The sequence below is a fragment of the Neorhizobium sp. P1_A6 genome, assembly GCF_056406795.1.
In genome coordinates, this window is record NZ_JBFTZM010000002.1 from 365,394 (window position 1) to 391,304 (window position 25,911).

Annotated in this window: 24 protein-coding genes and 1 riboswitch; of the genes, 13 read left to right on the forward strand and 11 right to left on the reverse strand. The window is 60.8% G+C overall.

Annotated elements, in window-relative coordinates:
* Positions 1-49: 49 nt before the first annotated feature.
* The 6 genes from AC1D3C_RS05860 to AC1D3C_RS05885 form a co-directional block, all read right to left on the reverse strand.
* The gene (locus AC1D3C_RS05860) at positions 50-814 is read right to left on the reverse strand and encodes an ABC transporter permease (RefSeq protein ID WP_477482202.1); all 765 of its coding nucleotides are present in this window, start codon (positions 812-814) and stop codon (positions 50-52) included.
* The gene (locus AC1D3C_RS05865) at positions 802-1,728 is read right to left on the reverse strand and encodes an ABC transporter permease (RefSeq protein WP_477482370.1); all 927 of its coding nucleotides are present in this window, start codon (positions 1,726-1,728) and stop codon (positions 802-804) included. The genes AC1D3C_RS05860 and AC1D3C_RS05865 overlap by 13 nt, the downstream gene beginning before the upstream one ends.
* A gap of 9 nt (positions 1,729-1,737) precedes the next feature.
* Positions 1,738-3,234 (reverse strand): ABC transporter substrate-binding protein, encoded by a 1,497-nt coding sequence (locus tag AC1D3C_RS05870; RefSeq protein WP_477482203.1) that lies wholly within the window; start codon positions 3,232-3,234, stop codon positions 1,738-1,740.
* 17 nt (positions 3,235-3,251) lie between these two features.
* On the reverse strand, positions 3,252-4,040 hold the full coding sequence (locus AC1D3C_RS05875) for a (2Fe-2S) ferredoxin domain-containing protein (protein WP_477482204.1): 789 nt from the start codon (positions 4,038-4,040) through the stop codon (positions 3,252-3,254).
* Positions 4,041-4,139: 99 nt separating this feature from the next.
* A riboswitch (cobalamin riboswitch) is annotated at positions 4,140-4,334 on the reverse strand.
* A 146-nt stretch (positions 4,335-4,480) separates the two neighbouring features.
* On the reverse strand, positions 4,481-5,875 hold the full coding sequence (aztD, locus tag AC1D3C_RS05880; RefSeq protein WP_477482205.1) for a zinc metallochaperone AztD: 1,395 nt from the start codon (positions 5,873-5,875) through the stop codon (positions 4,481-4,483).
* Positions 5,876-6,085: 210 nt separating this feature from the next.
* Positions 6,086-7,114 (reverse strand): LacI family DNA-binding transcriptional regulator, encoded by a 1,029-nt coding sequence (locus AC1D3C_RS05885; RefSeq protein WP_477482206.1) that lies wholly within the window; start codon positions 7,112-7,114, stop codon positions 6,086-6,088.
* Positions 7,115-7,268: 154 nt separating this feature from the next.
* Here AC1D3C_RS05885 and AC1D3C_RS05890 point away from each other — a divergent pair, with 154 nt between their 5' ends.
* The 4 genes from AC1D3C_RS05890 (at position 7,269) to AC1D3C_RS05905 (ending at position 11,346) form a co-directional block, all read left to right on the forward strand.
* Entirely contained in the window at positions 7,269-8,705 is a 1,437-nt protein-coding gene (locus AC1D3C_RS05890) for a sulfatase family protein (protein ID WP_477482207.1), read from the forward strand.
* 103 nt (positions 8,706-8,808) lie between these two features.
* Entirely contained in the window at positions 8,809-9,561 is a 753-nt protein-coding gene (locus AC1D3C_RS05895) for an ABC transporter permease (protein WP_041366411.1), read from the forward strand.
* Positions 9,558-10,328 (forward strand): ABC transporter ATP-binding protein, encoded by a 771-nt coding sequence (locus AC1D3C_RS05900; RefSeq protein ID WP_477482208.1) that lies wholly within the window; start codon positions 9,558-9,560, stop codon positions 10,326-10,328. Before AC1D3C_RS05895 ends, AC1D3C_RS05900 begins: the two co-directional genes overlap by 4 nt.
* 58 nt (positions 10,329-10,386) lie before the next feature.
* Positions 10,387-11,346 (forward strand): aliphatic sulfonate ABC transporter substrate-binding protein, encoded by a 960-nt coding sequence (locus AC1D3C_RS05905; protein ID WP_040125811.1) that lies wholly within the window; start codon positions 10,387-10,389, stop codon positions 11,344-11,346.
* 216 nt (positions 11,347-11,562) lie between these two features.
* On the opposite strand, the gene AC1D3C_RS05910 is transcribed toward AC1D3C_RS05905, so the two are convergent.
* The 3 genes from AC1D3C_RS05910 to AC1D3C_RS05920 all read right to left on the reverse strand — a co-directional run bounded on the left by AC1D3C_RS05910 (position 11,563) and on the right by AC1D3C_RS05920 (position 13,969).
* A complete protein-coding gene (locus AC1D3C_RS05910) occupies positions 11,563-12,447 on the reverse strand; it encodes a sigma-70 family RNA polymerase sigma factor (protein WP_477482209.1) in 885 nt (294 codons plus the stop codon).
* 8 nt (positions 12,448-12,455) lie between these two features.
* Positions 12,456-13,214 carry an SDR family NAD(P)-dependent oxidoreductase gene (locus AC1D3C_RS05915; protein ID WP_477482210.1) on the reverse strand — a complete coding sequence of 253 codons (759 nt, stop codon included), beginning with the start codon at positions 13,212-13,214 and terminating at the stop codon, positions 12,456-12,458.
* Positions 13,215-13,324: 110 nt separating this feature from the next.
* Complete coding sequence (locus AC1D3C_RS05920; RefSeq protein ID WP_477482211.1) at positions 13,325-13,969, reverse strand: TetR/AcrR family transcriptional regulator; 645 nt, start codon at positions 13,967-13,969, stop codon at positions 13,325-13,327.
* Positions 13,970-14,060: 91 nt separating this feature from the next.
* Here AC1D3C_RS05920 and AC1D3C_RS05925 point away from each other — a divergent pair, with 91 nt between their 5' ends.
* The 5 genes from AC1D3C_RS05925 (at position 14,061) to AC1D3C_RS05945 (ending at position 19,222) form a co-directional block, all read left to right on the forward strand.
* The gene (locus AC1D3C_RS05925) at positions 14,061-14,720 is read left to right on the forward strand and encodes an O-methyltransferase (RefSeq protein ID WP_477482212.1); all 660 of its coding nucleotides are present in this window, start codon (positions 14,061-14,063) and stop codon (positions 14,718-14,720) included.
* A 42-nt stretch (positions 14,721-14,762) separates the two neighbouring features.
* Positions 14,763-15,632 (forward strand): SDR family oxidoreductase, encoded by an 870-nt coding sequence (locus tag AC1D3C_RS05930; RefSeq protein ID WP_477482213.1) that lies wholly within the window; start codon positions 14,763-14,765, stop codon positions 15,630-15,632.
* 90 nt (positions 15,633-15,722) lie between these two features.
* Positions 15,723-16,085: an NIPSNAP family protein gene (locus tag AC1D3C_RS05935; protein WP_247033390.1), complete on the forward strand. Its 363-nt coding sequence runs from the start codon at positions 15,723-15,725 to the stop codon at positions 16,083-16,085.
* On the forward strand, positions 16,085-16,846 hold the full coding sequence (locus AC1D3C_RS05940) for an SDR family NAD(P)-dependent oxidoreductase (RefSeq protein ID WP_477482214.1): 762 nt from the start codon (positions 16,085-16,087) through the stop codon (positions 16,844-16,846). Before AC1D3C_RS05935 ends, AC1D3C_RS05940 begins: the two co-directional genes overlap by 1 nt.
* A 285-nt stretch (positions 16,847-17,131) precedes the next feature.
* Positions 17,132-19,222: a carboxy terminal-processing peptidase gene (locus tag AC1D3C_RS05945; RefSeq protein ID WP_477482215.1), complete on the forward strand. Its 2,091-nt coding sequence runs from the start codon at positions 17,132-17,134 to the stop codon at positions 19,220-19,222.
* Between the two features lie 23 nt (positions 19,223-19,245).
* Here the strand turns inward: AC1D3C_RS05945 and AC1D3C_RS05950 are convergent, their stop codons facing one another.
* Both AC1D3C_RS05950 and AC1D3C_RS05955 read right to left on the reverse strand, forming a co-directional pair.
* The gene (locus AC1D3C_RS05950; protein WP_247033386.1) at positions 19,246-19,962 is read right to left on the reverse strand and encodes a response regulator transcription factor; all 717 of its coding nucleotides are present in this window, start codon (positions 19,960-19,962) and stop codon (positions 19,246-19,248) included.
* Positions 19,959-21,197, reverse strand: a complete 1,239-nt coding sequence (locus AC1D3C_RS05955) for a GAF domain-containing sensor histidine kinase (protein WP_247033385.1) — start codon at positions 21,195-21,197, stop codon at positions 19,959-19,961. The genes AC1D3C_RS05950 and AC1D3C_RS05955 overlap by 4 nt, the downstream gene beginning before the upstream one ends.
* Positions 21,198-21,437: 240 nt before the next feature.
* On the opposite strand from AC1D3C_RS05955, the gene AC1D3C_RS05960 reads away from it, so the two are divergent.
* From AC1D3C_RS05960 to AC1D3C_RS05975, 4 genes are all read left to right on the forward strand, one after another.
* On the forward strand, positions 21,438-22,454 hold the full coding sequence (locus AC1D3C_RS05960) for a substrate-binding domain-containing protein (protein ID WP_477482216.1): 1,017 nt from the start codon (positions 21,438-21,440) through the stop codon (positions 22,452-22,454).
* A gap of 87 nt (positions 22,455-22,541) precedes the next feature.
* On the forward strand, positions 22,542-24,005 hold the full coding sequence (locus tag AC1D3C_RS05965; RefSeq protein WP_477482217.1) for a sugar ABC transporter ATP-binding protein: 1,464 nt from the start codon (positions 22,542-22,544) through the stop codon (positions 24,003-24,005).
* Complete coding sequence (locus AC1D3C_RS05970) at positions 24,002-24,943, forward strand: ABC transporter permease (protein WP_477482218.1); 942 nt, start codon at positions 24,002-24,004, stop codon at positions 24,941-24,943. The genes AC1D3C_RS05965 and AC1D3C_RS05970 overlap by 4 nt, the downstream gene beginning before the upstream one ends.
* The gene (locus AC1D3C_RS05975) at positions 24,940-25,887 is read left to right on the forward strand and encodes an ABC transporter permease (protein ID WP_477482219.1); all 948 of its coding nucleotides are present in this window, start codon (positions 24,940-24,942) and stop codon (positions 25,885-25,887) included. Before AC1D3C_RS05970 ends, AC1D3C_RS05975 begins: the two co-directional genes overlap by 4 nt.
* The last annotated feature ends 24 nt before the right edge of the window (positions 25,888-25,911 follow it).

Here is a 25,911-nt window from a genome sequence, read left to right on the forward strand (position 1 = left end):
CGTGTCACGGCGCCGGTGATCGATCGTCAGAAAACCAGACGAAACGCAGTCACTCCTGGCCGTCGTCAAAAACCCGGTTTATCACCGAGACAGTCAATGCAACCGCCGTCCCCGGCCAGATCATCAGCATCGGGTGGTCGAAGATAAACACGCGATATTCGAACAGCATCGATCCCCAATCCGGCTTCGACGGGTCGGCCCCAAGGCCGATGAAGGCGAGCGAGGCGTAGGCGACTGCGGCAAGCCCCGCTTGGTTGCCGACATAGGCGAACATCAGCGGCAGAGTATTCGGCAGAAGATGCCCGGTAATCATCCGTGCCGGCGCAACGCCGAGGCTCCTCGCTGCCAGCATGAACGGCTGGCCGAGCACCCGCTGACTGAGCGAATGCGCAAGCAGCGCATGCGGCCCGACGCCAGCCAAGCCGAGCGCCAGTCCGGCGCTGAGCGGCGACAGGCCGAAAATCGCCGCCGCCGTCAGTGCGACGATGAGCGTCGGCATCATGATGAAGAACTCGCAGAAGCGCAGGATCACCTTCTCGCGCCAGCCACCAAGGACGGCGGCGGCGGTGCCCAGCAGGGTGCCAAACAAAAAACCGATGGCGCCGACCGAGAGGATGACGCAGGCAGTCCGCCAGCCGCCGGCCATGATCCGCGACAGAAGATCGCGACCGAGATGATCGGTACCGAGCAGATGGCTGGCGGTCATGCCGGAATGACGGGCAAGCATGTCCACCGTATCGGGATCATAGGGCTGCCAAAAACCACCGACACACAAAAAGACGGCGAGCGCCGCAAGCACGGTCAACCGGGGCATCGGGCGAGACGCGGATCGAGAAGGCGCATGGCGAGATTGGCGCTGGCATTCAATACAAGCATCCAGACGGCAATGACCATAACATAGGCCTGCAGCACCATCTGGTCGCGCGCCGCGATGCTTTGAACAAGGAACTGGCTGATGCCGGCAAGGCCAAAGAGAATTTCCATGGTCGCGGTGCTGCCGATCACCCAGCCTGCTTCGGAACGGAGCGCCGACAGCAGGGCGTAGAGAGCGCTGCGGTGGCCGTGCCGCCAGAGCGCCTGGCGTTCCGAAAGGCCTTTGGCAAGCGCCGTGCGAAAATGCGCCTGCCCGGCGGTTTCCTTCAGGTCGCGCCGATAGACGCGGGAGAGAACGGCAACCGAATGCAGCGCGATCAGCAGGACGGGCAGGACGATTGCCGTCCAATCATTGGCGAAGGGTCTGACCCAGCGCAACTGCACACCGAGGACCCAGAGAAGGACAAGGCCCAGCCAGAAGGCCGGCACTGCCTGGACGACGACCGACAGAGCCCGGCTCATCCGATCGGCAACACTCCCGGGATAGGCCGCTGAGAAGAACCCGAGCGGAATTGCCAGCGCGATCGCCAGCGCCAGGCCGGCGAGACCGAGCGACAGCGAAACCGGCAGCCGTTCAACGAATTCGGCAAGTACGGGCTCTCCAGTCCGAAACGAACGGCCCCAATCTCCGCCGAGGAAATCTGCCAGCCAATGGAGATAGCGAAGCGGCACGGGCTGATCGAGGCCCCACTCCGCCCTCAACGCCGCGACGGTCTCATCCGTCGCCGGCAGGCTCCAGACGCGAATGGCGATCGCAACCGGATCGGCCGGCATCAATGTTATGACCGAGAAAGAGGCGAGCGAAATCACCAGCAGCCCCGCTATCGATTGTATGCCGAACCGGGCCAGTCCCATCACGTGGCCCTACTCCGTCTCGCCGATATCGGCGCGCAGCACGTGGTAGTCGGATCCCCACGGCTCATAGTTCTTCAGCCGCTTCGACAGGCCGACATACCAGACGGGCGACACCAGGAAAGAGGCGGGCGCATCGTCGAACAGCTTCTGCTGGGCATCCAGCGCAATCGCCACCCGCTTTGCCGGATCGCCTTCGGTCGCAAATCGATCGAGGATCGCGTCGAAGTCGGGTGAAGCATATTTCGCATAGTTCAGCGAAGCGCCGCTTCTCAGCATCGAGTTCAGGAAGAAGGCGGCATCGCCGCTCGGGGCAGTGTGCTGCGCCCAGAGCGCGATGTCGAAGTCACCGGCCGCAGCCATCTGCTGGATGTTTTCCACCACCTGCGTATCGATGGCGATGCCGATCTTTGCGAGTTCCGCCTTGACCACCGGCAGCATGGTGACGAGATCAGGACGCTGCGGATAGGTTATGACCAGCAGACGCAGCGGCTTGCCGCCTTTTTCGCGCATGCCGCCGCTGCCTTTTGCCCAGCCGGCTTCGTCGAGAAGCGCTGCGGCCTTGGCAGGGTCGGTCGGGCGTGCCTCTCTGCCCGCAAAGGGGAAATAGGAGGCGTAGGCGCCGGTGGCGGGGTCGCCACCGTTGATCGCGGTGGCAAGCTCCTTGCGGTCGAAGGCCAGATCGATCGCCTGGCGCACTTTCACATCATCCATCGGCGGCCGGGCAGTGTTGAAGAAAGCGAGATACTGGTATCCGACCGGGAACGGCTTGATCGCCAGATCAGGGTTTGTCTGGAGCCGGCTCACGACTTCCGACGGCAAGCCGAAAGCCAAATCGAGCTCGCCGGCTTCCAGCGCCAGCGTCAGGGTCTGCGCATCACCGAACTTGCGGAAATTAACCGGCGAACGCTTGTCGGCGCCGGCAAAATGCGCGTTAGGCTCGAGCGTGATTGAGGCATCCGCCTTGAAGCCCGAGATTCGATAAGGACCGCTGAAGACGGCGTTGCCGGCCGCGGTGGGTTTGTACGCGATCAGCGGCCATTCGGCGAAGAGCGCCTGGATGAAAGGCGCCGGCTTTTCGGTTGTCACCTTCAGCGTCAGGTCGTCGGCCGCCTCGAATGTCAGCTTGCCACCGGTGGCGAGCGCCGCCTTGTTGCTGGCAAATGTGTTGTCGAAACCCGCCGCCAGCGCTTTGGCTGTCACCGGCGTGCCGTCGGAAAACAGGCGGCCGTGTTTCAGGGTCACGGTCCAGGTCAGGTCGCCGGTGCGCTGCGCCTTTTCGGCCAGTTCAGGCACGAGCTTGCCGTCCCGATCGACGGTGAAGAGGTTCTCGCCGACCCCGTGGCTGACCAGCGCCCAGCCGTTCGAGCCCTTGGCCGGGTCCGTGCCACTGGTGATGTAGGTGGCGCCGACGCGAACCGGCTCGGCTGCAAAGACAGTGCCTGCGGTGACAAAGATGGCGGCACTGAGCCAGGCGGCGGCCAGGCGCGATAGAGTGTGCGACGTCAATTCTCTTTCCTCTTGTTCTATTCGGATGGGGTGCGAAGCCGCTGCTTGCGGCCCGTTGGGTGATAGGCGAAGTCCTCGACGATCCCACCGCCGAGTAGGTGCTCGCCGATGATCCGGTCGATCGCATCTTCGTTGACGCCGCCGTAATAGGTTCCTTCCGGAAATACCTGCAGCACGGGCGCCAGATTGCAGGGACCGAGACAGGTGGATTTTGCGGTCATCGTGCCGTCGCCGGCAGTGCGCAGGTTCTGCCGCTCCTGCTGGTTGCGCAGATGTCCCCAGATCACATCGGCTCCGGCCGCGTTGCAGGGACCGCCCTGGCAGACGAGCACGCGGCGTTTCTGGGCCGGCACGAGCGATCCCTCGGCAACGGGCGGCGTGTCGGTCTGCGGCACGTCCAGTGCTTCGGCGGTTTCGAGCAGTTCGCCTATCAGCCGCGCCATCAACGTGCTCGAGGCGATATCCCGGGTGATCGAAAGGGCCGGCCAGCGCCGGCTATCGGCCGCTTTCCAGCGCTTCAGCGATTTCGTCAGCCAGATAAGGAAGCTCGGCTCCATGGGCAGGACGAGCGGCACGATAACGACGGTTTCGGCATCCTCGTCGAGCAGATCGGACAGCGCGTCGCGCAGGGAGGGGGTACCCTGTTCGGTAAAGGCGACCCGAACCGTTCCGGCTCCGGTCACGCCAGCTGCAAGTTTTGCGAGCCGTTGCATTTCCAGATGCGGCGATGCCGCAAAGGCGGATTTCGCAATCAGCAGGACGGCGCGCCCGGATACGTTCTGGGAGGATAATCCCTGTGGTTTCACTGCCTTCGTCTCACTCAAAGGAGGAGGCAGCAAAAATGAAGGTTCCGGCAGGCACAGATAGCCCGACGAAACCGTCATTCCTGTGGCACACCCCGACCACGGAACTTCTATCGTCAGGCAGGTCTCCTGGCTCGCGGGTCAAAGCCTTGATCGCCCGTCTTCCCGGCATTGGCTGCCAGTGACATGTTGGGCGAAGGGCTCACCGCTCACAGTTGCGGGACAGCTCCGGTTTTGACCGGATTCCCTCTTAGCTTCCGTCCGAGGACGGAAGAACCTTGACGCCGCGAACTTACACGGCCTCCTCTGCCTGTCAACGCTGCACCTCAACCCGTCGTCTCGCAGGTGATCAGGAGCCGGGGAGGGCATGTTGCATCGTCATCTCCCGATGAAACGATCTGGTCCGGAACTGCCGTTGCAATTGCGGACCGAAGGATATCGCCTCAATGCGAGGCACCGGAGCCGCCGACGGCAACGATCGTAAAGGGTTTTCCTTCGACGGGGATCGTGCGGACTTCCTTCAGGCTCTCCGCATCGACGATGCGAACCAGCGAATGCCGCGGATCGGTGATGGCGACATGACCGTCCGCGACGGCAAGACGCGGCCGCGGATCACGCCAGTGACCGTCCTTGCTGTAGGGCTCGGTGACTTTTCCCTTGCGAACGATCTCGCCCTTGATCACATCCAGCACATGAAGATCACCGTCCTCCGTCAGGATGTAGGCACTGCGCGGCGTTGCTGGGTCCAGCAGGAAGTCGACGCGGCGGGTGGGCAGGGCGATCAGCCGGAAGTGCTTCTCGCTGTCCGGATCGATCAGGACGATTTTGTCCTCGCCGTAGTTGCCGAGGAAGAACTGCATTGCCTTACCGCCAAGCAAGGTACCAGTCGAACCTTTCGGCATGTCAGATGGGTAAGCGAGCATTTCCAGTTTCGGTCCATCAAGTCCGCCAGGACGGGCGACAAGAACGCCTTCCTTGCAACCGAAAGCAACCAGCAGGGATGAAGTGGCCTCGCCGTGAAGATCGGTGCATTTCGCGACGTCGCCGAGCTGCCTGCCCGTCTCGTCAACGACGCGAAGTCCGACCCGCGGCGGCAGTTCGTCGGGCTTGGTTTCGACTTCGGTGTTTGGAACCGACACCAGCACGAAACGACCCATCGTTACCGCTACGCCGTGATGCGGCTTCGTCGTGTCGATTGTCTTCACGTCAGCCCTGCCTTCGAGAAGAGCCGCTTCGTCGATGATATCCGCCTTGCCGCCTCGATCGTAGAAGAGGATCGCATGGTCGTCATGCGGAACGACGTGGAAAGGACGCTTGCCCTCGAAAGTCACGGGCAACAGCCCCACCTCGGAGACCTCCAGGTCCCGATGTTCCCCGTGATCGGAGAAATCGATGCCAGTCTTGAGGACGTGCACGATGTCATGATCCGACTGCGTGGCGAATACGCTCCGGCCGGACGCGCTGGCGGTCAGCGCCGCAGGACCCTTGACGTCGTAGCGGCCGAGTTCCTTGCCGTTCTCGAAGTCGATGGCGCGGACGACTGGATTCGTATGATCGCCGACAAACAGGCGCCATGCCTCTTTCGTCTCATGATCATCATCGGCAAACGCTCCGGAAGCAGCAAAGATGAGGCCTGACGCGACAGCTGTCAGCAGACGGTTTCGAGTGAGAAAAGACGAGACGGGTGACGGCCCTCGCTTGTCGATCCCGATCTCATCGACGGCGAACTTCTTTCCGTGCGGCTCCATCAGGATGCGGTTGAGAAGCGTGGTTTTGCCAGCACCGAGATAGCCGGTCAAAACTGCCACCGGGGTTGGTTTAATTTTCTGCGGTGACATGACTTGTCTCCAGATTGATGGCCACCTTGGTCAAGATTCGTTGTATGTTATAACATTACTAACGCAATCGTTGTCAATCCCCGGAATGCGATGATCGACATTTGCCGGATCGCGATGCAGATCGAAACAAGACTGGCGGAGATGGACCGAGAGTGGGATGTCGAACGAACGCTGGAGACGAACGCTTCAACCGCCTTGGATGGCCGGGAGCTATCGAACTGTACTTTCCCGAACGATAAGCTCCCATTCGACGGGTGCGGTGTATGATTTGGCATCGTTGATCCGTGCGACGATCGCCTCGGCCGTCAGCTTGCCAATACGCTCGCGATCAGGGCGAACCGTCGTTAGGGAGGGACTAACGCAGCTCGCCGCCTCGTTGTCTCCAAATCCAACAACGCCGATATCTTGGGGAACGCGCCGGCCGAGTTTCCGCAGTGCCCGAAGCACGCCAAACGCAACGACATCGCTGTTGCAGGCGATTGCGTCGATCTCGGGATGGCGTTCCAGAAGCTCGCTTGCAAGCCGCTCCCCGAGTTCGGGGCTGCCGCCTTGCTGCGCCGTATGCTTGACGATGTCGGGGAGGCCGGCCGTCGCTGCCGCAGCTTCCAGCCCGCTCAAACGCTTCTGGGCGCGTTTATCGTTTTCGCGAACGCTGCCAACGAAGGCCAGGCGCCGATAACCCTGACCTATGAGATGGTTGGCTTGCGCTGCGCCGACACGTGCATGATCGAACCCAACGGCGGTATCAATCACTTCACCGCCCGTGTCCCACATCTCGATGATCGGGATGTCGGCTGCCTTCAGAAGCTCGACGACTTTCGGGGGATGGTCGACGCCGATGATGGCAACGGCCGCCGGCCGCCAGCTCAGGATGGACCGGACGAGACGCAGCTCCTGGTCGGCATTGTACCTTGTATTGGCGAGCATGACCTGCAGGTCATGCTCCAGCAAAGCTGATTGCAGCGTATCGATGATGTTGGCGAATTCGGAATAGTAGAGTGAGGTGACGACAACGCCAACAATGTCCGAGCGCGTGCCCGAAAGCCCGCCGGCGAGCCGGTTCGGCACGTAATTTAGCTCCTCCATCGCAGCATTGATCTGACGGCGAAGTTCGATGCGGACCGTGTGCGGGGCGCGCAAGGCGCGCGAGACGGTATTGACTGAAACGCCCACCCGTTCGGCGATCGAAGCAAGGGTCGGGACGTTGCGGGCTACCTTGTCGGAAAGTTCAATCGTCATCTCAGCTCAAAAAAATCCCGTGAGTGATCGTTGCGTTAACGGTAACTTTATGCCATCTTTTTGAAATGGAGGCAAGCGAAAGAGGGACCGAAGTCGTTCTTTCGCCTGACACGGCAGGCGAAAGCCAGCTATCGGCGACGCGGAGGAGCACTATATGGCTGAAAGGCCAAACATCATTCTGATCATGACGGACCAGCAGCGCTACGACTCGATATCGGCGCTCGGGTTCCCCTATGCCGTGACCCCCAATATTGATGGACTTGTCGAAAARGGCGTGGCGCTTACCAATTGCCACGTCAATGCGCCAAGCTGCGTTCCCTCGCGCGCAAGCCTGTTCACCGGTTACCACCCGCATACGACGGGCGTTCTGGCCAACGGCCAGGCATGGCAGCGGACCTGGGTCGAGCAGCTACGTGACGCCGGCTATCGCTGCGTCAACGTCGGCAAGATGCATACAATCCCCTACAATTCGGATTCCGGTTTCCACGAGCGCTACGTCGTGGAAAACAAGGATCGCTATATGGAAGGCCGCTGGTATTTCGACGAGTGGGACAAGGCCCTGGCCGCCAACGGCCTCGTCAAACAGCAGCGCGAACACTACCGTAAACTCGACGACTATCGTGACAGGCTGGGCTGCTTCGACTGGAAACTGCCCGAGGCGCTGCATTCCGACGCCTTCGTCGGCAATATGGCGAAGTGGTGGGTCGAGACCTATCCGACGACCGAGCCGCTGTTCCTGCAGGTCGGTTTCCCCGGGCCGCATCCGCCGTTCGATCCGCCGGCGCGCTATACCGAGCCGTATCTCAGGCGCAACGATCTGCCGCTGCCAAGGCCGACGAAAGAAGAGTTGGATTCTCTCCATCAGGAGCTGAAGGACAAGCGCCAGCACGACGTGGAGGTCGATCACGACTCCGTCGTCTGGAGCCTCGACCCGTCTGAAGATCAGATGCAGCGGCTTTGGGCGCATTATCTTGGCAATGTCACGCTGATCGACGAAAAGGTTGGCGAGCTGCTCGGTTCGCTTCAGGAGCGCGGCTATCTCGAAGATGCCATCGTCATCTTCACCTCCGATCACGGCGAATGCCTGGGCGAGCATGGCTTGATTCAGAAATGGTCGATGTATGACGTCGTCACCCGCGTGCCGACCGTCATCTGGTCGACGGCCGGCCGGTTTGAGGGTGGACGCTCGGTCGACGGTCTCTGCCAGCTCTTCGACCTCGGCCCGACCATCCTCGAATATGCCGGCATTGTGCCGCCGAAAACCTTCGAAGCAAAAAGCCTTAAGCCGGCGCTCGAAGGCAAGGACTGGACGCCGCGCGACCACGTGTTCTGCGAACAGATCGGCGACGTGGCGATGGCCGGCGGCGTCGAGTTCATGACCGCTGTGAGGAGCAACCGGTGGAAGCTCGTCCACTTCAAGGGCTCTGAGGACGGACAACTGTTCGACCTCGAGAACGACCCAAAGGAGGTGAGGAACCTCTGGAGCGATCCGGCCCATGCGGAACGGAAGCGCGAGCTTCTGGATGTTATGCGCGACTGGCTGATCGAATCCAACTTCAAGACGCGTGACGTCATGGCGGGTGCGCGATGAGCCATCGATATTGCCGGGACGGATCAGCTTCCCGGAGGGAGACATGACCTTGTCCATCACAACGAGTGAAGAAAAGCCCGAGCCGGCCAGCCGGTCGTCCCTCATGTCCGGTTCGATCGCAATGATGGCGGTCAACATCGCCGCCGTGGCTGTCGGCATCATTCTCTGGGCTGTCGTGACGTCACAGGGGGTCGTCGGCCTTCCGACGCCTCTTGCCGTGGCGAAGCAGGCGGTGATCCAGGCGCAGAACGGGCTTTTGTGGTCGGATGCGATTTCGAGCCTTGGCCGTGTCTTTACCGGCTTTGCGCTCGGCATCGCGGTGGCAATCCCTGTGGGCTTCCTGATGGGCTGGTATCGCATTGCCCGCGGCATCATCGAGCCTTACGTGCAGTTCTTCCGCACCATCCCGCCGCTTGCCATCATCCCCCTGGCGATCGTCACCATGGGCATCGATGAAACACCGAAGATCTTCGTCATTTTCCTGGCGTCCTTCCTGTCGAGCGTCGTGGCGACGTATCAGGGCGTCGTCAACGTCGATAGAACGCTGATCAACGCCGCACGCGTGCTTGGTGCCAACGACTTCACCATCTTCCGGCGAGTTATCGTGCCCGCCTCGTTGCCCTACATCATGGTCGGCGTCCGCATCGGCCTCGGGTCGTCCTGGGCAACCGTCGTCGCGGCCGAACTGATTGCCGCGCAATCGGGCCTTGGCTTCCGCATGCAGCAGGCGCAGCTCTATTACGATCTTCCGACGATTTTCGTCAGCCTCATCGCGATCGGCGTGCTCGGTCTCATCATGGACCGCATCGTTCAGACGACCGATAGCGTGCTGACCGCCTGGCAGGAAAAGCTATGAACACAAAAATCTCGTTCCAAAGCGTCACCAAGACTTTCAGCATCGCAGGGCAGACCTCCTTCAACGCGTTGCAGGGGCTCAACCTCGATATCGAGGACGGCGAATTCATCACCGTGGTTGGCCCGTCCGGCTGCGGCAAGTCGACGGCCATGAATATCGCGGCGGGCCTTACCAATCCGTCGTCCGGACAGGTGCTGGTGGATAACGTGCCGGTCAGGGGACCGGGGCCTGAACGTGGCGTGATCTTCCAGCAATACGCGCTCTTTCCGTGGCTGACAGTTCGTCAGAACGTCGAGTTCGGCCTGCAGATTGCAGGTCACCCGAAGGCGGAGCGCGGCAAGATTGCGGACCATTTCATCGGCCTCGTGGGCTTGAGCGACTTCTCGAACTCCCTGCCGAAGACGCTTTCCGGCGGCATGAAGCAACGCTGCGCGATTGCGCGGGCCTATGCGGTCAATCCGAAGATATTGCTGATGGACGAGCCCTTCGGCGCGCTGGATGCTTTGACCCGCGTGCAGCTTCAGGATCAGTTGTTGGCCACCTGGAGCAAGGAGCGGCGCACGGTGATGTTCATTACCCACGACGTCGACGAGGCCGTTTATCTTGGGAGCCGCGTCGTCGTCATGGCTGCCCGCCCGGGCCGGCTTCACAAAATAATTCCGGTTGATCTGCCCTATCCGCGCACCGAGGAGATGCGCCTTTCGCCCGAATTCTCGACATTGCGCAACGAGGTGTGGCGGTCGGTCTACCATCCGGCCGCGGCCTGAAGCTTTCAAAAACATCGGCTGTTACAGGGAGGAAATGAACATGCTGACGAGACGTAATCTGATGAAGACGACGGCGGTCGCCGCTGCGGCGAGCGCATTTTCCATCGGCGGAAAGGCAAGCGCCCAATCCGCTGACATGACCATCGGCTACATTGCCGACTTTCCCAATGCCAGTGTCCTGGCAATCGCTCAGGACCAGAAGCTCTGGGAGGCGGAAGGTATCACGCCGTCGGTCAAAGTTTTCACCAACGGCCCGATCCAGATCCAGGCGATGGGCGCCGGCAGCTTGAATTTCGGCACGATCGGCCCCGGAGCGCTCTGGCTGCCAGCGAGCGGTCGAGCCAAAGTGGTCGGCGTGAACGATATCGGATTTTCCGACCGCGTCATCGTGCAGGGCAATATCGGCACGATCAAGGATCTGAAAGGCAAGAAGGTCGGAGTGCCGCAGGGCACTTCCGGCGATATGATCCTCCGCATGACGCTCACCAAGGCCGGCATGACGGTCGGCGACATTCAGGTCGTGCCGATGGATCCTGCAACGATCGTTTCCGCGTTCACGTCAAAGCAGATTGACGGTGCCGGTATCTGGTATCCACTGATCGACACGATCAAACCGCGCGTTCCGGATATGAAGGAGCTGGCGTCTAACCAGGATTTCTATCCGCAGACGTCGTTCATCAACACCTTCGTCGCCCGCAACGAAATCGTCCAGCAGAACCCGGATCTCGTGAAGAAATTCCTGCGTGTCATGAAAAAGGCGATGGATTACCGCGCCGCGAATATCGACCGGTCCATTCAGATTACGACGGCCTTCCTCAATGCCCCGGCAGATGCGACCGAGAAGGTCGCCCGCAGCCGCAAGATGCTGACAAGCAGAGAACTGGACGCCTTCACAAGGGACGGCACAGTCAACAAGTGGCTGGCGGATTTCAACAAGATGTTTCAGGAGTTCGGCACGGTGAAGGATCCGTTGCCCCCGGAACAGTTCTATACGGGCGATCTGTTCACCAGCGCTTGAGCCTCATCCGCTCCTCGCTTGTTAGCCGACCGGCCGCGATGTCGTGAAAAGGCGGCGCGTGGCCGCCTGATCGGAGGGATCAGCGCCTTTACGCAGTGGTTCCCTCGTAGCCGTCGATGTCATCGATGGACCATCCCGAAAGATGCATGTTGTGATGGTTTCACACCGCTTTCGGGATGGACGTCGGCGGACGGGCGAAAATCGGGTTGGGCTGGATCAGAACACCAGCTCCGCATCATCGACAATGTAAGGAGCGTAGCGATAATCGCGGATAAAACTGATCCGTTCGCCACTCCATTCCAGCCACATGAGGTGGGTCGGTTTTGGGTCGCCTTGGCCGCTGAAAACGGCGATGATCTGCCGGCCCTCCAGCCAGGCCGGGACAAGCCATATTTCGTCGCACTTGGCGTAGATCGTGAAGAACAGACCGACGTCTGCAGCCCCGGAGCGTAGCGGGTGCGAGGACTGCCGGAGTTTCACGTCCTCGGCGAGGAGCGCGCGCAGACCATTCCAGTCCCGCTGGTTGAACAGCGAAACGTAGCGCACCACGGCAGGGGAGGGGGCCGTCCGGTTCGGAAGGGGGATGCTTTGCGCATTGATCTCCCGGAGCCGCGCACGTCCCCGCGCCAGATGCCCCTTCACCGCGTCAATTGTGATGCCGAGCAACGAGGCTATCTCTGCCAAAGGTTCGTCGAGCACGTCTTTCAATATAACGGCGCTGCGCTGCAGGACAGGGAGTTCATAAAACCGCGACACCGCAGTGTGCATCGCTTCTTCATGCATGAGACTCTCCAAGGGATCGAGATTGATTTCGTCGACGACGTTTTCCGCGGCCTCGACGGGCTCCGCGGCACGGATCGCCCGGCCGCGCAACAAATCCAAGGCGCGATTATGAGCGATCTTGAACAACCAAGCCCGCAGGTGCGGCGCCTCGTGCAGGTCTTCAAGGGCAACAAGAGCTTTGGCAAAGGTGTCTTGAACGACATCCTCGCCATCGATCACCGATCCCATGAGGCGGGCGCAATAGCGATGTAACTCCGGCCGCAATGCCTCGGCCAGGACTGCGAACTCAGCCCGTGTGCCGCGGTCCGGTTCCGACAATCCAGCACTCAATCCGCAAACCTTTCCATTATGTCCACGCCCTTGTCGCCAGACAATCCGAATGCGAACCCATCAGAATAAGCCGGATTGTCAAGCACAGCCACCACGTTTTCGCCGAAGAGCCTCGGTGGCATCGGCGCCCCGAAACGCGCCACGAATGCTTCGGGTTCGATGTCCATGGCCCGGGCATAGGCGCTGGCGGCGATGTCACCGATGCCGGTGCCTAAAATCACTTGCCGAGGCAGGATTGCCTGGAAACGGATACCAAGCTGCCTCTGCTCGGAAACCCGATTGGCATATTTGGCCATGAACCAGAGCATGCGTTTGGCGCCGCCATAGCCGCCTGACATCGGCGATCCATCGACGGCCGCGCCACTCGACACGACGACAACCCGGGTCCCGGGTTCGAGCGGCAGGTTCAGCGCGCCTTGCAGCCAGTGTAGCCCGGCTTTGACGTCGTGCTCCCAGGTCGCGGTGAAATCGGCCCAACTGATCTTGTCCAATCGCTCCATCGGCGGTTTCGCTCCGGCGTTCAGCACAAGTATATCCGGCCGAACGTCCGCAAGGATACGGTGTGCGGCGGCCTCGTCCCTGGCATCGGCGGCAATCGTCGAAACGCCCAGTCGGGTTCGGACAGCCTCGAGCGCATCGGATTGACGCGCCACAACCGTGACCCTTGCCTCCTGATCAACAAGTGCCTCCACCAGCACCAGGCCGAGCCCGCGGCTTCCACCGGTGACGACGACATTCTTACCCTTGAGACTCATCGGTCCTGCTCCTTTGCTTCGATATTGCAAAGACGATCGAGGCTCTGGAAAAGAGTCAGCCGCTGATAGAATTCGGGATCACGGAGACTTCCACGTCCACACGGCAGCGCCTATGGCAAAAGTTCATCACCCCCGAGCTTGCGCATATAGGCTTCGAACATGTCGGCCATTGCATTGGCGAACCCCTCGATCTCCGCCGCGTCATGCTGTGCCTCAGAAAACTCTTTCCCGACGGTGCTCATTGCCGTGAATATCAGGTCACCCGCCATGTTACGGACTGTCTTTGGAGACCGTGGCAGCGCCTCTAGCATGAAAGCGTCAATGTTGCGGCTGCCTGCCTCGCGTGCCTCCAAAGCCTCCGGCGCATCTCTGTAGAGCGGTGCGGCGTCGTCCAGTGCAACGCGAACCGCAGCCTCGTCGCATTCGGACTGAATGAACATGTGGACAAGCCTGCGGAGCCTTGCGAGCGGCGGCATCGAGCGGTCGCCCAGGATATCGCCCAGCAGGCTGGTGGTCTGCCGCCATTCGTCGCTCTGCAGACGAAACAGAATAGCGGCCTTGTTGGGGAAGTACTGGTAAAGCGAGCCGACGCTGACGCCGGCCTTCTCAGCCACCCGCGCGGTGGTGAAGCGATGCGCGCCCTCCTCAGCCAAAACGCGAACGGCAGCCTCGAGAATTGCCTTCACCAACTCTTCCGAGCGGGACTGCTTCGGCAATTTTCTCGAGGAAATTGAATAGCTTGCCCGGTCGTTCATGTCTCAGCCCCGTAAAGCGATTAGCAAACGCGACTAATTAATCGTATTTTCTGCCTCAACGCAATCAACGGAAACACGAACGGTTCTGATCATGAATTCCACCCTTTTGAGCGCTCCGCTCGCTCCCTTGCTGGACCGCCTCTTCAAGCAGGCCGACGCCGCTACCAGCCCCGCCATGGCAGCAATGTCGGAGGAAGAACGCGACCGCCTGCTGACAAGCAAGACCGAATATCTCGACCTCTATAGCCGGCTGAAAGACCTCTGGCTGCCCGTATCCAAGGAAACGGGCGAGCTTCTCTATATGCTTGCGAGGAGCATGAAAGCAAAAACCATCGTCGAATTCGGCACCTCTTTCGGTGTCTCGACGCTGTTCCTCGGAGCCGCGCTCCGCGACAACGGCGGAGGTCGCATCATCACCACGGAGTTCGAGCCGTCCAAGGTGGCGCGCGCCCGCCGGAACATCGCTGAAGCAGGGCTTTCGGATCTTGTCGAGGTGCGCGAAGGCGACGCGCTTCAGACGCTTGCAAGCGATCTGCCGGAAGGCATCGACCTGCTCGTGCTCGACGGCGCCAAGGCCCTCTATGAAGACATACTCGCCCTGGTCGAGGATCGGTTGAGGCCCGGCGCGCTTGTCCTTGCCGACGACGTCGACTTCAGCCCGGAATACCTGAAACACGTCCGCTCGCAGACCGCCTCTTACCTCTCGACCCAGGTCGCCGAGGGCATCGAGCTTTCCATCCGCCTCGGCTGATGCCGAGACCCACGCCAACAAACCACCCATAGGAGAATGAAAATGCATGTATTCGTTACAGGCGCCACCGGCTGGGTCGGCTCTGCGGTTGTCGAGGACCTGATCGGTGCCGGCCATACGGTGAGCGGTCTTTGTCGTTCAAGCGGAAAGGCAGCCACGCTGTCCGCCATCGGCGCGACCCCCGTCGAAGGTTCGCTGGACGACCTTGGGCTCCTGCGCGCAACGGCCTCAAAGGCCGACGCCGTCATCCATACCGCCTTCAATCACGACGATTTGTCCAAGTTCCTCGAGAATGTCGAGCAGGACCGGCGCGTGATCGAAACCCTCGGCGAGGCGTTGGTGGGAAGCAGCCGCCCGCTGATCGTCACCTCCGGTCTGATGGGTCTGCCTCGCGGGGCGACCGAAGCCGATCTTCCAAACCCGGCGTTTCCGCGCAAATCGGAGGTCGCGGCGCGATCTGTCGCCGAGCCCGGCGTGCGGGCGGCCACGGTGCGCCTTGCGCCTTCGGTGCATGGCATTGGCGATCATGGCTTCGTCCCGACCCTGATCCGTTTCGCCCGTCAGACAGGCGTCTCCGCCTATGTCGACGACGGCACCAATTGCTGGTCGGGCACTCATCGTCGTGACGCCGCCCGCGTCTATCGCCTTGCTCTGGAAACAGGTGTCACGGAAGCGGTCTATCACGCCGTCGCAGAAGAGAGTGTGCCCTTCAGGCAAATCGCCGAAGCGATCGGAGCCGCGCTTGGTCTTCCGGTCGAGTCCCGGCCGCGCGAGCATTTCGGCTGGTTCGCCCATTTCGCGGGAAGCGACATGGCGGCTTCCAGCACGAGGACGCGCGCACTCCTCGGCTGGCAGCCGCGGGAGGTGAGCCTTCTCAGCGACCTCGGTCGCCCGGAATATTACGCAGGCTGACTGAAATGCAGAACCCGCGCCTCGAAGGCGGGTTCTGCACCGTAAGCGTTCACGTCAGCCAACGCGGTCCAAGTCAAAGAAGGAAAGACGATGAACGACACGATCACACAATTGGCTACGGTCGGCGCGTATGACCTGCGGATCTATGACGTCCTCGAGGGCGAGATGGAGACTCTGTTGCAGGTCCTTGCCGAACTCGCCCTTCCCATGATGCCGGAATTCGGCATCATGCCGGTAGGCTTCTGGACGGAGGAAACCACTGACAGGCTTTTCCAGATATCGAGCCATTCGAGGCTCGAAGATGTCCAGAGCAACTGGGATAGCTTTCATGCGGATCCACGGTGGCAGGAAGGGCTTGCACGGATCCGACAGGACCGCGTCATCGTGAAGAAGGTCGAGACCGTTCTTCTGCGCGGGCTCGACGGCCTGCCTTCAGCGGGAGGATATCTGTGATGTCACTCGAAGGAAAGACTGCTGTCGTGACCGGCGGCGCCCGCGGTATAGGCCGGGCTTATTGCGAACGCCTTGCGGCGGACGGAGCCAACGTCGTGGTCATCGACAGGGACGACGCCACCCCACTCCTGCCGTCGCTTTCCGGCAACGGACAGAAATATGCACTCGTCTGCGATGTCAGCGAACCTTGGAACATTGAAGGCGCTGCATCGACCGTTCTCGACCTGTTCGGTTGCTGCGATATCTTTGTAAATAACGCCGCCTATATGCCTATCACGACGCTCGAGACCGTCACTTCCGAGGTCTGGCGGCGCGTTCACGCCATCAATGTCGAATCCATTGTTCACTTCGCCCGAGAATTTGTCCCGGCGATGGCTGCTGCAGGTTGGGGAAGAATCGTAACGACGGGATCTGCAGTGACGCTTCACCCTCAGACGCGCGACCTCGCCTACATTGCCAGCAAGGGCGCCGTTCACGCTGTCACGAAGGCACTCGCCAACGAACTTGCAGACAGGGGCATCACGGTGAATTCACTCGCTCCGAGCGTCGTTCTCACGGAGGGATTCGCCGGACGCCTGCCCCCGGGCGGGCCGTCCGCCGGCGAGATGATGGAGCGGCTCATATCCCAACAGACCATCAGGCGCGCCTGCGTGCCCAGGGACGTGGCAGACGCTCTGGCTTTTTTGGTCTCCGATGAAGCGGGCTTTATTACCGGGCAGATCATTCATGTGGATGGCGGCCGAACAAGAAGCGGCGCGTAATTCTTTCCCTCAAAGGCGGACCACACGGTCTACATCGACTATTCTGACAGCAAGCGACCGGCCCTCTCACCAATGCTGTGCCTCCATATGCGCCGACAATGTCATCTGCAGGGAGGTTTTCAGAGGTCATGACGCCGGAGCCTGTGTCGGCGATCAAGCGATCGCCCGGAGCCAGTGTTTTCGTGGCGGATGCACCTTTCGCGGATATCGTTGCCAAAACGCCATAATTGTTGCACCAAGATCCCAACACTATAGTCTCGACGTTGCAAATGGGATCAAAGTCGAATGCGCATTCACTACGGTTTTCTCGGCATATTCCTTGCAATTGCGCCATCGGCATATGCGCTGGAAGTTGGGCCGCCGCCGGCTTTGTCGCCGCTGCAGGGCCAAGCGCAAGCCGCTCATTTGAGCGCACAATTGCTGACGCGATATGCCTATAAGCCGGTTCCGCTCAACGATGCGCTATCCGTCAAGATTACAAATCGGTTCATCAAGTCCCTGGATCCGGACCGTATGCTCTTCCTGCAAGCCGACATCGACAAGTTCACGGCTGGCAGCGCCAAGATCGATGATGCCATCGTCCAGGAAGACCTGGATATTCCGTTTTCGATTTTTAATATCTATGCGCAGCGCGTTGTGGATCGCATGACCTATGCGCGCAGCTTGCTCAAGCAGGATTTCGATTTCAGCGTGCGGGAAAGCTACTCTTTTCTCCGCGACGAAGAACCCTGGCCGCAGTCGGAGCAGGAAAGGAACGAACTGTGGCGTAAACGCGTCAAAGGCGATTGGCTGCGTTTGAAGCTGGCCGGCAAAGCCGATGCGGCGATTCGCGAGACGCTCGACAAGCGCTATCAAAATATCCTCGAGCGCGCCTATACGTACAAGAGCGACGACGTTTTCCAGTCATTCATGGGCGCCTACACCACGTCGGTTGATCCGCACACGGATTATTTCGGTGCTGCCGCTTCGGCCAACTTCGACATTTCGATGAAGCTTTCGCTGGTTGGTATCGGCGCGGTATTGCAAGAACGCGATGGCTATACGACCGTCCGTGAACTCGTACCGGGAGGGCCCGCGCAACTGTCCGGAAAGCTGGCGGTCGGGGATCGTATTATCGGGGTCGGTCAGGGCGAGGATGGCACCGTAAAAGAAGTCGTGGGCACCCGCCTTGATGAAGTCGTGCAAATGATACGCGGGACCAAAGATTCCGTTGTCCGCCTGGACGTCCTGCCGGCAGACGCCGGCGAGAGCCACCGCGTCATCAGCCTGGTGCGGGACAAAATAAGCCTCGAAAAACAGGCCGCGAAAAAGGCCATCCTATCCGTGGAGGACCGCGGTGCGGCGCGCAGAATTGGGGTGATTACCCTGCCGGTGTTCTATGAGGACTTCGACGCGCGGCGCAAAGGCGACAAGGACTACAGAAGCGCAAGCCGTGACGTTGCCAAGCTTCTTGGCGAACTCAAGCGGGAAAACGTCGACGGCGTTTTGATCGATTTGCGCGATAACGGGGGAGGATCATTGGCCGAGGCGATCGATTTGACAGGCCTGTTCGTCGGCAAAGGCCCGGTGGTTCAGCAACGCGACGCCGAAGGGAAGGTCGAGGTAGAAAGCGATGATTTATCCGCGCCCGCCTGGACAGGCCCGGTCGGTGTGCTGATCAATCGCGGTTCAGCGTCGGCCTCCGAGATTTTTGCCGCAGCGATACAGGATTACGGTCGCGGTGTGATTGTCGGCGAGCCTAGTTTYGGCAAGGGCACCGTACAAACCGTTATCAATCTCGACAATGTCGCCCACAACAGCAAACCGAAATTCGGCGAGCTGAAATTGACGATTGCACAGTTTTTCCGCGTCGACGGTGGGACGACACAGTTGCGGGGTGTGACACCCGATATCAGCTTGCCGGGCCTTTCGGACCCTAAGACCCTTGGCGAGGCGAGTTATGACAACGCGCTGCCATGGGCCCAGATCAAGCCTGCGAAGTATACGGCCGCGGGCAATATGGCGGCACTGCTGCCGCAGCTAAAAAGCCGCCACGATGCTCGGGTGCAAAACGACCGGAATTTCCAGCATTTTGTCGAAGACGCCGCCGAATTGAAGGCGCAGCGCGAAAAGCGCGTCATTTCTCTCAATGAATCCGAACGTCAAAACGAATTGGCTGCCTTGGCAGCCCGTCTCAAGGCGCGCGAGCAAACCAACGACGGTTTGTCTCGCAGTGGAGACGATGGTCTGGAAGCAAACGAGCGTAGCCTGAGTGCTGATCTTGCTATTGAAAACGCCCGCAAGAACGCCAAAGACGTCCTGCAGAACGAAGCTGCCTCGATTGTTGCCGATGAAGCGGATTTGCTGCAGGGCACGTCAAAGCCCGGCACTCGGTGAAAGGCGGGCCGCCGCCTCGCCACTTAATTCCCGCCTGAATTGCGCAATTCGCGTTCGGCCCTTTCGAGCGCGCTGGCGTTCAGCACCTTACGAAGCAGCGCCACGGCAACGGCCCGCATGCGGAGATTGTACCAGCCCTCCGGTCCGTCGCCCGGCACTTCGTACACATCCAGCTTTTCATAAAGCTGCTGGAGACGGTTCTGGACGCTCCGCAGCGAGAGCCTTTTGCGCTGGGAGATCGCTTTATCGGTCAGGCCGAGCGCCACATCCACCAGGATTTCGTATTCCGCATCGCTTAAACCATGCGCATTGCCGAGGCTCTTCTGCTGGATGCCACGCACCTCGCGGTCGATAACGCATTGCGACTCCATGAAGACGCCGCGCAGCGCCAGCTTCAGCCGCTCGTCGGAGGTTGATTTCAGCACATACCCATAGGTCGCACCTTCCGGAACGATGCGTGCCACCCCGCGGACATAGGCTTCATCGGAATAGTTCGACCAGAACAGGATCTTGGTGTCCGGCCGCTCGCGCCAGATGGTGCGGGCCGCCTCGATGCCGTTTCGCTCGCTCATCTGCAGGTCCATGACCACATGCTCGGCCCGCGATTGGCGCGCCTGCACCTCACCGGCATGGCCGTTTTCCGCCTCCAGGACCGTGTCGCATTCCGGCAATGCGGCCCGCACCGCCTCGTGCAGATAGGACCGGTGCAGCGGGTCGTCCTCGATGATCAGGACCCTCATGACAATGGCTCCACCAGGCGCTTCGGCCCGACGGGCAGGGTGACCTTCACGGATGTGCCGCGACGGTCGGCATGACCGGCCATCTCGAACCGCGCGGAGATGAGCCGCGACCGTGTCTTCATGTTGTCGATCCCATGGCCCGCCTTGTCCTGCGGGCTGCAAATGCCATTGCCGTCGTCGTCCACCTCGATCGAAAGCATCCGCTTGCGGCTCGCAAGACGCACCAGGATGGTTTTCGGCTGGCCGTGCCTGATGGCGTTGTTGACGGCTTCCTGGACGATGCGGAACAGGGCCGTCGCCACGGTTTGGTCGAGGTCAACAAGTGCTCCGTCGCTTTCGTCAATCATCCGCCATTCGATTGGCTGCCCGCTTTCGCGCACCGAGCGTTCGAGATGGTTCTCGATCGCCTCCGCCACGCCGAACAGCTGCAGCACGGTCGGTTTGGCCTCCTCGATGATCTCACGAAGATCGTGCATGCATTGCTGCAGGGTGCGGCAGAGCGGTTCGAGCGCATCGCCATGCATGTCCGCAAGCCTCGACAGCCGCTCCATGCGCCGTGAGAGCCGCGTCAGGTCGGCAAGCGTCTGGTCGTGCAGGTCCATGCCGATCCTCTGGCGTTCGGCCTCCAGCGCCTCCGTCAGTTTCAGCGCCCCCAGCCGCAGCCCCTCCTCGCGGGCACGTGCCTCCGTCTCGACGATCGCCGAGCGCTTGGCCTGTTCGGCCGCCCTCAATGCAAAGAAATAGGGTGCCAAGAGGTCGGCGATCGAACGGGCGTTCTCGACATCCTCCATCGAATAGCTGTCACGTTCATGGCTGGAACAGCTCAAGGCACCTATGATATCTCCTTGGACCTTGAGCGGCACATGCAGCCTGCTCCTCAAGGAAAGCGCGATAATCGGGCTCGAAAAGGCGCCTTCGAAATGGAAGCGCGGGTCGGCACAGGCATCGGGCGACAAAAGGAAATCCACCTCTCCGGCCAAAAGCGTGCGGATCGGGCTGCCGGTCAAGAGCGCCGGCGGCTGCTGGCTCCAGGCAGTCGCAAGTCCGCTTTCGTAAGCGATGTGGTATTTGCCATCCACCATCTTGATGCAGACGTCGAGATGGTCGTGCGGAATGATGTGGCTGATCTCGGCGGCCACCGCCTGGATGATAGCATTAAAATCGAGCTGGCCGGCAAGAAGCCGGGAGATGCCGAGATAGCGGTCGAACAACGCGTTTCGCGCCCGATTGAGCATGACTGACCTCCTCCAGTCCTTGAAACCATTAGACGCTTCGTTGTGGTTCTTGTCTTGCGGGAACCCGCATATTTTGCGCGAGCACCCGCAGAAAGGTTGCTTGTATGCGCCTATACAACATCTGATTTCTCCTCCATTCTCCTCCTACTGAGCAAACGGGGCTCAGCGCAAACACTATCTTCGGCCACCGTTGAGGAGCGGCCCGAGGAGAACCCCGTTGGGAACTCTAGGGAGGAAATCATGATCATCAGAAAGATGCTTTTCGCATCTGTCGCTATCGCTTGCGTTGCCGGGCCGTTCTCTGCCCTGGCCGAAACTTCGGGCAAGAAGATTGCCCTTTCCAACAACTATGCTGGCAATTCCTGGCGGCAGGCGATGCTGACCAGCTGGGACAAGATCACCAAGGACGCCGTCGCAAAGAAGATCGTCGCCGCTGCCGATCCGTTCACGACCGCAGAAAATCAGGCGACCGAGCAGGCCGCGCAGATCCAGAACATGATCCTGCAGGGTTATGATGCGATCGTCATCAACGCCGCCTCGCCGACTGCCCTCAACGGCGCCATCAAGGAGGCCTGCAACGCCGGTATCACGGTCGTTTCCTTCGACGGCATCGTAACCGAGCCTTGCGCCTGGCGCATCGCGGTCGACTTCAAGGGGATGGGCGAAAGCCAGATCGAATATCTCGCCAAGAAGATGCCGAAGGGTGGTAATCTTCTGGAGATCCGCGGCCTCGCCGGCGTTTCGGTCGATGATGAAATCCACGCCGGCATCCAGGCGGGCGTGCAGAAAAACTCGCAGTTCAAGATCGTCGGTGCCGTCAACGGCGACTGGGCTCAGGATGTCGCGCAACGCGCCGTCGCGGGCATCCTTCCGAGCCTGCCGGAAATCACGGCAGTCGTGACCCAGGGTGGCGACGGTTATGGTGCGGCACAGGCCTTCGCCGCAGCGAACCGACCGACCCCCACCATCGTTATGGGCAACCGCGAGGACGAACTCGTCTGGTGGAAGCAGCAGAAAGACAAGAACGGCTACGAGACCATGTCGGTCTCGATCGCGCCCGGCGTCTCGACGCTCGCCTTCTGGGTGGCGCAGCAGATCCTTGACGGCAAGCAGGTGAAGAAGGACCTGGTTGTTCCTTTCCTGCGCATCGACCAGGCCAATCTCGAAACGAACCTCGCCAGTACCCAGAAGGGCGGCGTCGCCAATGTCGAATATTCGCTGGAAGACGCCCAGAAAGTCATCAGCAGCGCCAAGTGAGCTGATCCTCCCACACAACAGAGCACGGCGCCGGCGGGCGCCGTGCTCCCGCATCGCCCTGCCCAGATCATCGACGACGTGTTCCGCATGAATGAAGTAACAGCAAGACGAGAGGTGGCCGCGGCCCGCGGCGTCAAGGTGACCTTCGGCGCCGTCAAGGCGTTGGACGGAGCGGATCTCGTCATCCACGGCGGGGAATGCGTTGGTCTCGTGGGCCACAACGGCGCCGGCAAGTCCACCATCGTCAACGTTATCAACGGCAGCCTGAACCCGCATGCGGGCGAAGTCAGCTATGGCGGTGCCACGGCCCAACATGGCATCTCGACTGCACGAGCCAATGGCGTTCGCTGCGTCTTCCAGGAATTGTCGCTCTGCCCCAACCTGACCGTCAACGAGAACGCCCGCGTGATGCACGCGGAACTCGCCGGCTGGAACTGGCGCACCAGGGCAGTCGCCCTCGTCAAACAGCAATTGGGGGATATTTTCCCCGGCCATGGCATCGATTGCGACAGCACGATCGACGACCTTTCGATCGCCGAGCGACAGATGGTCGAGATCGCCATCAGCTTCGCCGGCCTGAACGAAAAGCCGAAGCTCGTCATTCTCGACGAGCCGACCTCTTCGCTCGACGCAGGGCTGGCGGCGCAGCTCATGGCCTATATTCGGAAGTTCGTCGGGGAGGGGGGATCTGTGCTGCTGATCTCGCATATCCTCGGCGAAATCCTCTCCACCTCGGACCGCATCGTGGTGATGAAGGACGGCCGCGTCGTTGCCGACCGCTCCGCATCGGAGTTCAGTACCCGCAGCCTCGTCGAAGCCATGGGCAACGTGGTACGCGAGCAAGAATGGCAGCGCGCGGCAGACAAGCGTGATGGCGCGCCCGTGCTTGCCATGCCGCCGCGACGGGGTCACGGTCTTGCCTTTCAAGCCCATCGCGGCGAGATGATCGGTCTTGCCGGTCTCGCAGGACATGGCCAGACGGAAACGCTCCTCGATCTCTATCTTTCGCACAATAGCAACTGGTGGCCGGCACGCCGGAAGGAGATCGCCTTTGTTGCCGGCGACCGCAGCCTGAACGGTATATTCCCGCTCTGGAGCATCCTGAACAATCTCAGCATCGCCTCGCTTGGCGATATTTCCTCCCGGAGCATCGTGAACCATGACCGCGAAGGCGTGCTTGGCGACGGCTGGAAGAAGCGTATCGAGATCCGTACGCCGGACATGGAAAACCGCATCCTGTCGCTTTCCGGCGGCAATCAGCAAAAAGTGCTATTCGCCCGTGCATTGGCGACGACCGCGAGGATCGTGCTGATGGACGATCCGATGCGCGGCGTCGATGTCGGCACCAAGCAGGAAGTCTATGACATCCTGCGCTCCGAGGCTGCCACCGGCCGCACCTTCATATGGTATTCGACGGAAATGGACGAAATTCGCCTCTGCGACCGGGTCTACGTTTTTCGGGAAGGCGCCATCGTCGCGGAACTCGCGGGCGACGAGATCACCGAGAAAAACGTGCTCGAGGCTTCCTTCAGCGCAGGCGAGGCGGCATGAAGATATCCTCCGGCACGATCCGCCTTATCATCCCTGCCGCGTCGCTGGCGCTGCTGCTCGCCGCCGTCTTCTACATGCAGCCGCGCGCCATGAGCTATACAGGCCTCAACCTGCTCTTCAATCTCGCCGTGCCGATCGCGCTCGCGACGGTGGCGCAAATGCTGATCATGGCGGTTAACGATCTCGACCTGTCGATGGGCGCCTTCGTCAGCTTCTGCGCCTGCGTGACGGCGACGTTCCTGCAGGCGTCCCCGGCAATCGGCGTGTTGATTTTCCTTGGCGCCATTGCGGCCTATGCCGTGATCGGCGTTGTCATCCATGTTCGAGAATTGCCCTCGATCGTCGTGACGCTGGGTATGAGCTTCGTCTGGGGCGGGCTTGCGGTCCTTATGCTGCCGTCTCCCGGTGGCGAGGCTCCGATCTGGGCCCGCTGGCTGATGACCTCCCGGCCTCCTTTTGTGCCGATGGCGATCGTCGCCAGCATCGTCATCGCGGCGGTCACCCATTTCGTCATCATGCGCTCCTCCGTCGGTGTGCTGATCCGCGGCATTGGCGGCAATGTCCGCTCGGTCGAGCGCGCCGGCTGGTCGGTTATCCGCATCCGCGCCGGAACCTATGCGTTGGCCGGCTTCTTCGCCGTTCTATCCGGCATCGCGCTTGTCGGCCTTACGACCTCGGCGGATGCGAATATCGCGCTGCGCTACACGCTGTTGTCGATCGCCGGCGTCATCCTCGGCGGCGGCGAGTTCGTCGGCGGCAAGGTCTCGCCGATCGGCGCCGTTATCGGGGCATTGACCCTCACGCTCGCCGGCTCCTTCCTCTCCTTCATGCGCATATCGCCCGACTGGCAGATCGGTGCGCAGGGCGCGATCCTGATCGTCGTGCTGGCGCTTCGCCTTTTCCTGAACCGGTTGGAAAAGCAGGAGAAGGGCCGATGAACGCCGCGCGCCTCCTCTTTACCAAGCCCTGGATCTGGTCCTTCGCGGCTACGATGATCGTCTGGGTCGTCACCGTTCTTTTTACCGGCGGCGCAAGCTCGCTTGGCTTGTCGCAGGCAGCCTTAACCTTCGCGGCCTTCTCGGTCATCGTCGGCATCGGCCAGATGTTCGTCATCACCCTCGGTCCCGGCAATATCGATCTTTCCGTGCCCGCCACGATGACGCTTTCCGGCACGCTGGCATTGAAGCTGATGGACGTGCAGGATGGCATGATCCTCGTCGGTCTGCTGACGTCGATCCTGCTGGGTTTCGCAATCGGCATCGGCAACTATGCGCTGATAAAACTCCTGCGCATCCCGCCGATCATCGCGACCCTCTCCATAAGCTTCATCGTGCAGTCGACGGCCATCTGGGCGAACCGGGGCCTGCGCATCAAGCCCCCGGAAGTGCTGGCGAGCTTCACGACATCCAGCCTGTTCGGCATCCCCAATATTGCGATCGTCGCCCTGATCCTCTCGGTGATCGCTTGGGTTCTGCTGAAAAAGACCATTTACGGCCGCTGGATCTCGGCGATCGGCCAAAGCACATTCGCCGCCCGGATGACCGGCATTCCGGTCGACGGCACGCGGCTCGTCACCTACATCCTCTGTGCCGTGCTGGCTTCGATCTGCGGTTATCTGCTCGCGAGCTTCTCCGGCGGGGCTGCACTGAACATGGGGTCCGAATACTTGCTGATGTCGATCGCCGTGGTGGTGATCGGCGGAACGGCGGTCGCGGGCGGCAATTCCAATATCCCCGGCATCTGGGGCGCGTCGCTTTTCATGTTTCTTGTCGTGTCGATGTTGAATACCTATGGCTTCGGCGCCGGGTTCCGCCTCATCCTGACCGGCCTCATCATCATCGCCGTCATCCTGGTTGCCGGCGGCCGTCAATCCAACCGATGAACAACTCCAATCGGACACATTCCC

Bases quoted from the DNA above. Each gene is read 5' to 3' on its own strand.
- AC1D3C_RS05975 (WP_477482219.1), top strand. From the start codon at position 24,940: ATGAACGCCGCGCGCCTCCTCTTTACCAAGCCCTGGATCTGGTCCTTC.
- AC1D3C_RS05950 (WP_247033386.1), bottom strand. From the start codon at position 19,962: ATGAGGGTCCTGATCATCGAGGACGACCCGCTGCACCGGTCCTATCTG.
- aztD (WP_477482205.1), bottom strand. From the start codon at position 5,875: ATGTCACCGCAGAAAATTAAACCAACCCCGGTGGCAGTTTTGACCGGC.
- AC1D3C_RS05930 (WP_477482213.1), top strand. From the start codon at position 14,763: ATGCATGTATTCGTTACAGGCGCCACCGGCTGGGTCGGCTCTGCGGTT.
- AC1D3C_RS05920 (WP_477482211.1), bottom strand. From the start codon at position 13,969: ATGAACGACCGGGCAAGCTATTCAATTTCCTCGAGAAAATTGCCGAAG.
- AC1D3C_RS05865 (WP_477482370.1), bottom strand. From the start codon at position 1,728: ATGGGACTGGCCCGGTTCGGCATACAATCGATAGCGGGGCTGCTGGTG.
- AC1D3C_RS05925 (WP_477482212.1), top strand. From the start codon at position 14,061: ATGAATTCCACCCTTTTGAGCGCTCCGCTCGCTCCCTTGCTGGACCGC.
- AC1D3C_RS05960 (WP_477482216.1), top strand. From the start codon at position 21,438: ATGATCATCAGAAAGATGCTTTTCGCATCTGTCGCTATCGCTTGCGTT.
- AC1D3C_RS05860 (WP_477482202.1), bottom strand. From the start codon at position 814: ATGCCCCGGTTGACCGTGCTTGCGGCGCTCGCCGTCTTTTTGTGTGTC.
- AC1D3C_RS05900 (WP_477482208.1), top strand. From the start codon at position 9,558: ATGAACACAAAAATCTCGTTCCAAAGCGTCACCAAGACTTTCAGCATC.
- AC1D3C_RS05940 (WP_477482214.1), top strand. From the start codon at position 16,085: ATGTCACTCGAAGGAAAGACTGCTGTCGTGACCGGCGGCGCCCGCGGT.
- AC1D3C_RS05935 (WP_247033390.1), top strand. From the start codon at position 15,723: ATGAACGACACGATCACACAATTGGCTACGGTCGGCGCGTATGACCTG.
- AC1D3C_RS05915 (WP_477482210.1), bottom strand. From the start codon at position 13,214: ATGAGTCTCAAGGGTAAGAATGTCGTCGTCACCGGTGGAAGCCGCGGG.
- AC1D3C_RS05970 (WP_477482218.1), top strand. From the start codon at position 24,002: ATGAAGATATCCTCCGGCACGATCCGCCTTATCATCCCTGCCGCGTCG.
- AC1D3C_RS05885 (WP_477482206.1), bottom strand. From the start codon at position 7,114: ATGACGATTGAACTTTCCGACAAGGTAGCCCGCAACGTCCCGACCCTT.
- AC1D3C_RS05895 (WP_041366411.1), top strand. From the start codon at position 8,809: ATGTCCGGTTCGATCGCAATGATGGCGGTCAACATCGCCGCCGTGGCT.
- AC1D3C_RS05965 (WP_477482217.1), top strand. From the start codon at position 22,542: ATGAATGAAGTAACAGCAAGACGAGAGGTGGCCGCGGCCCGCGGCGTC.
- AC1D3C_RS05955 (WP_247033385.1), bottom strand. From the start codon at position 21,197: ATGCTCAATCGGGCGCGAAACGCGTTGTTCGACCGCTATCTCGGCATC.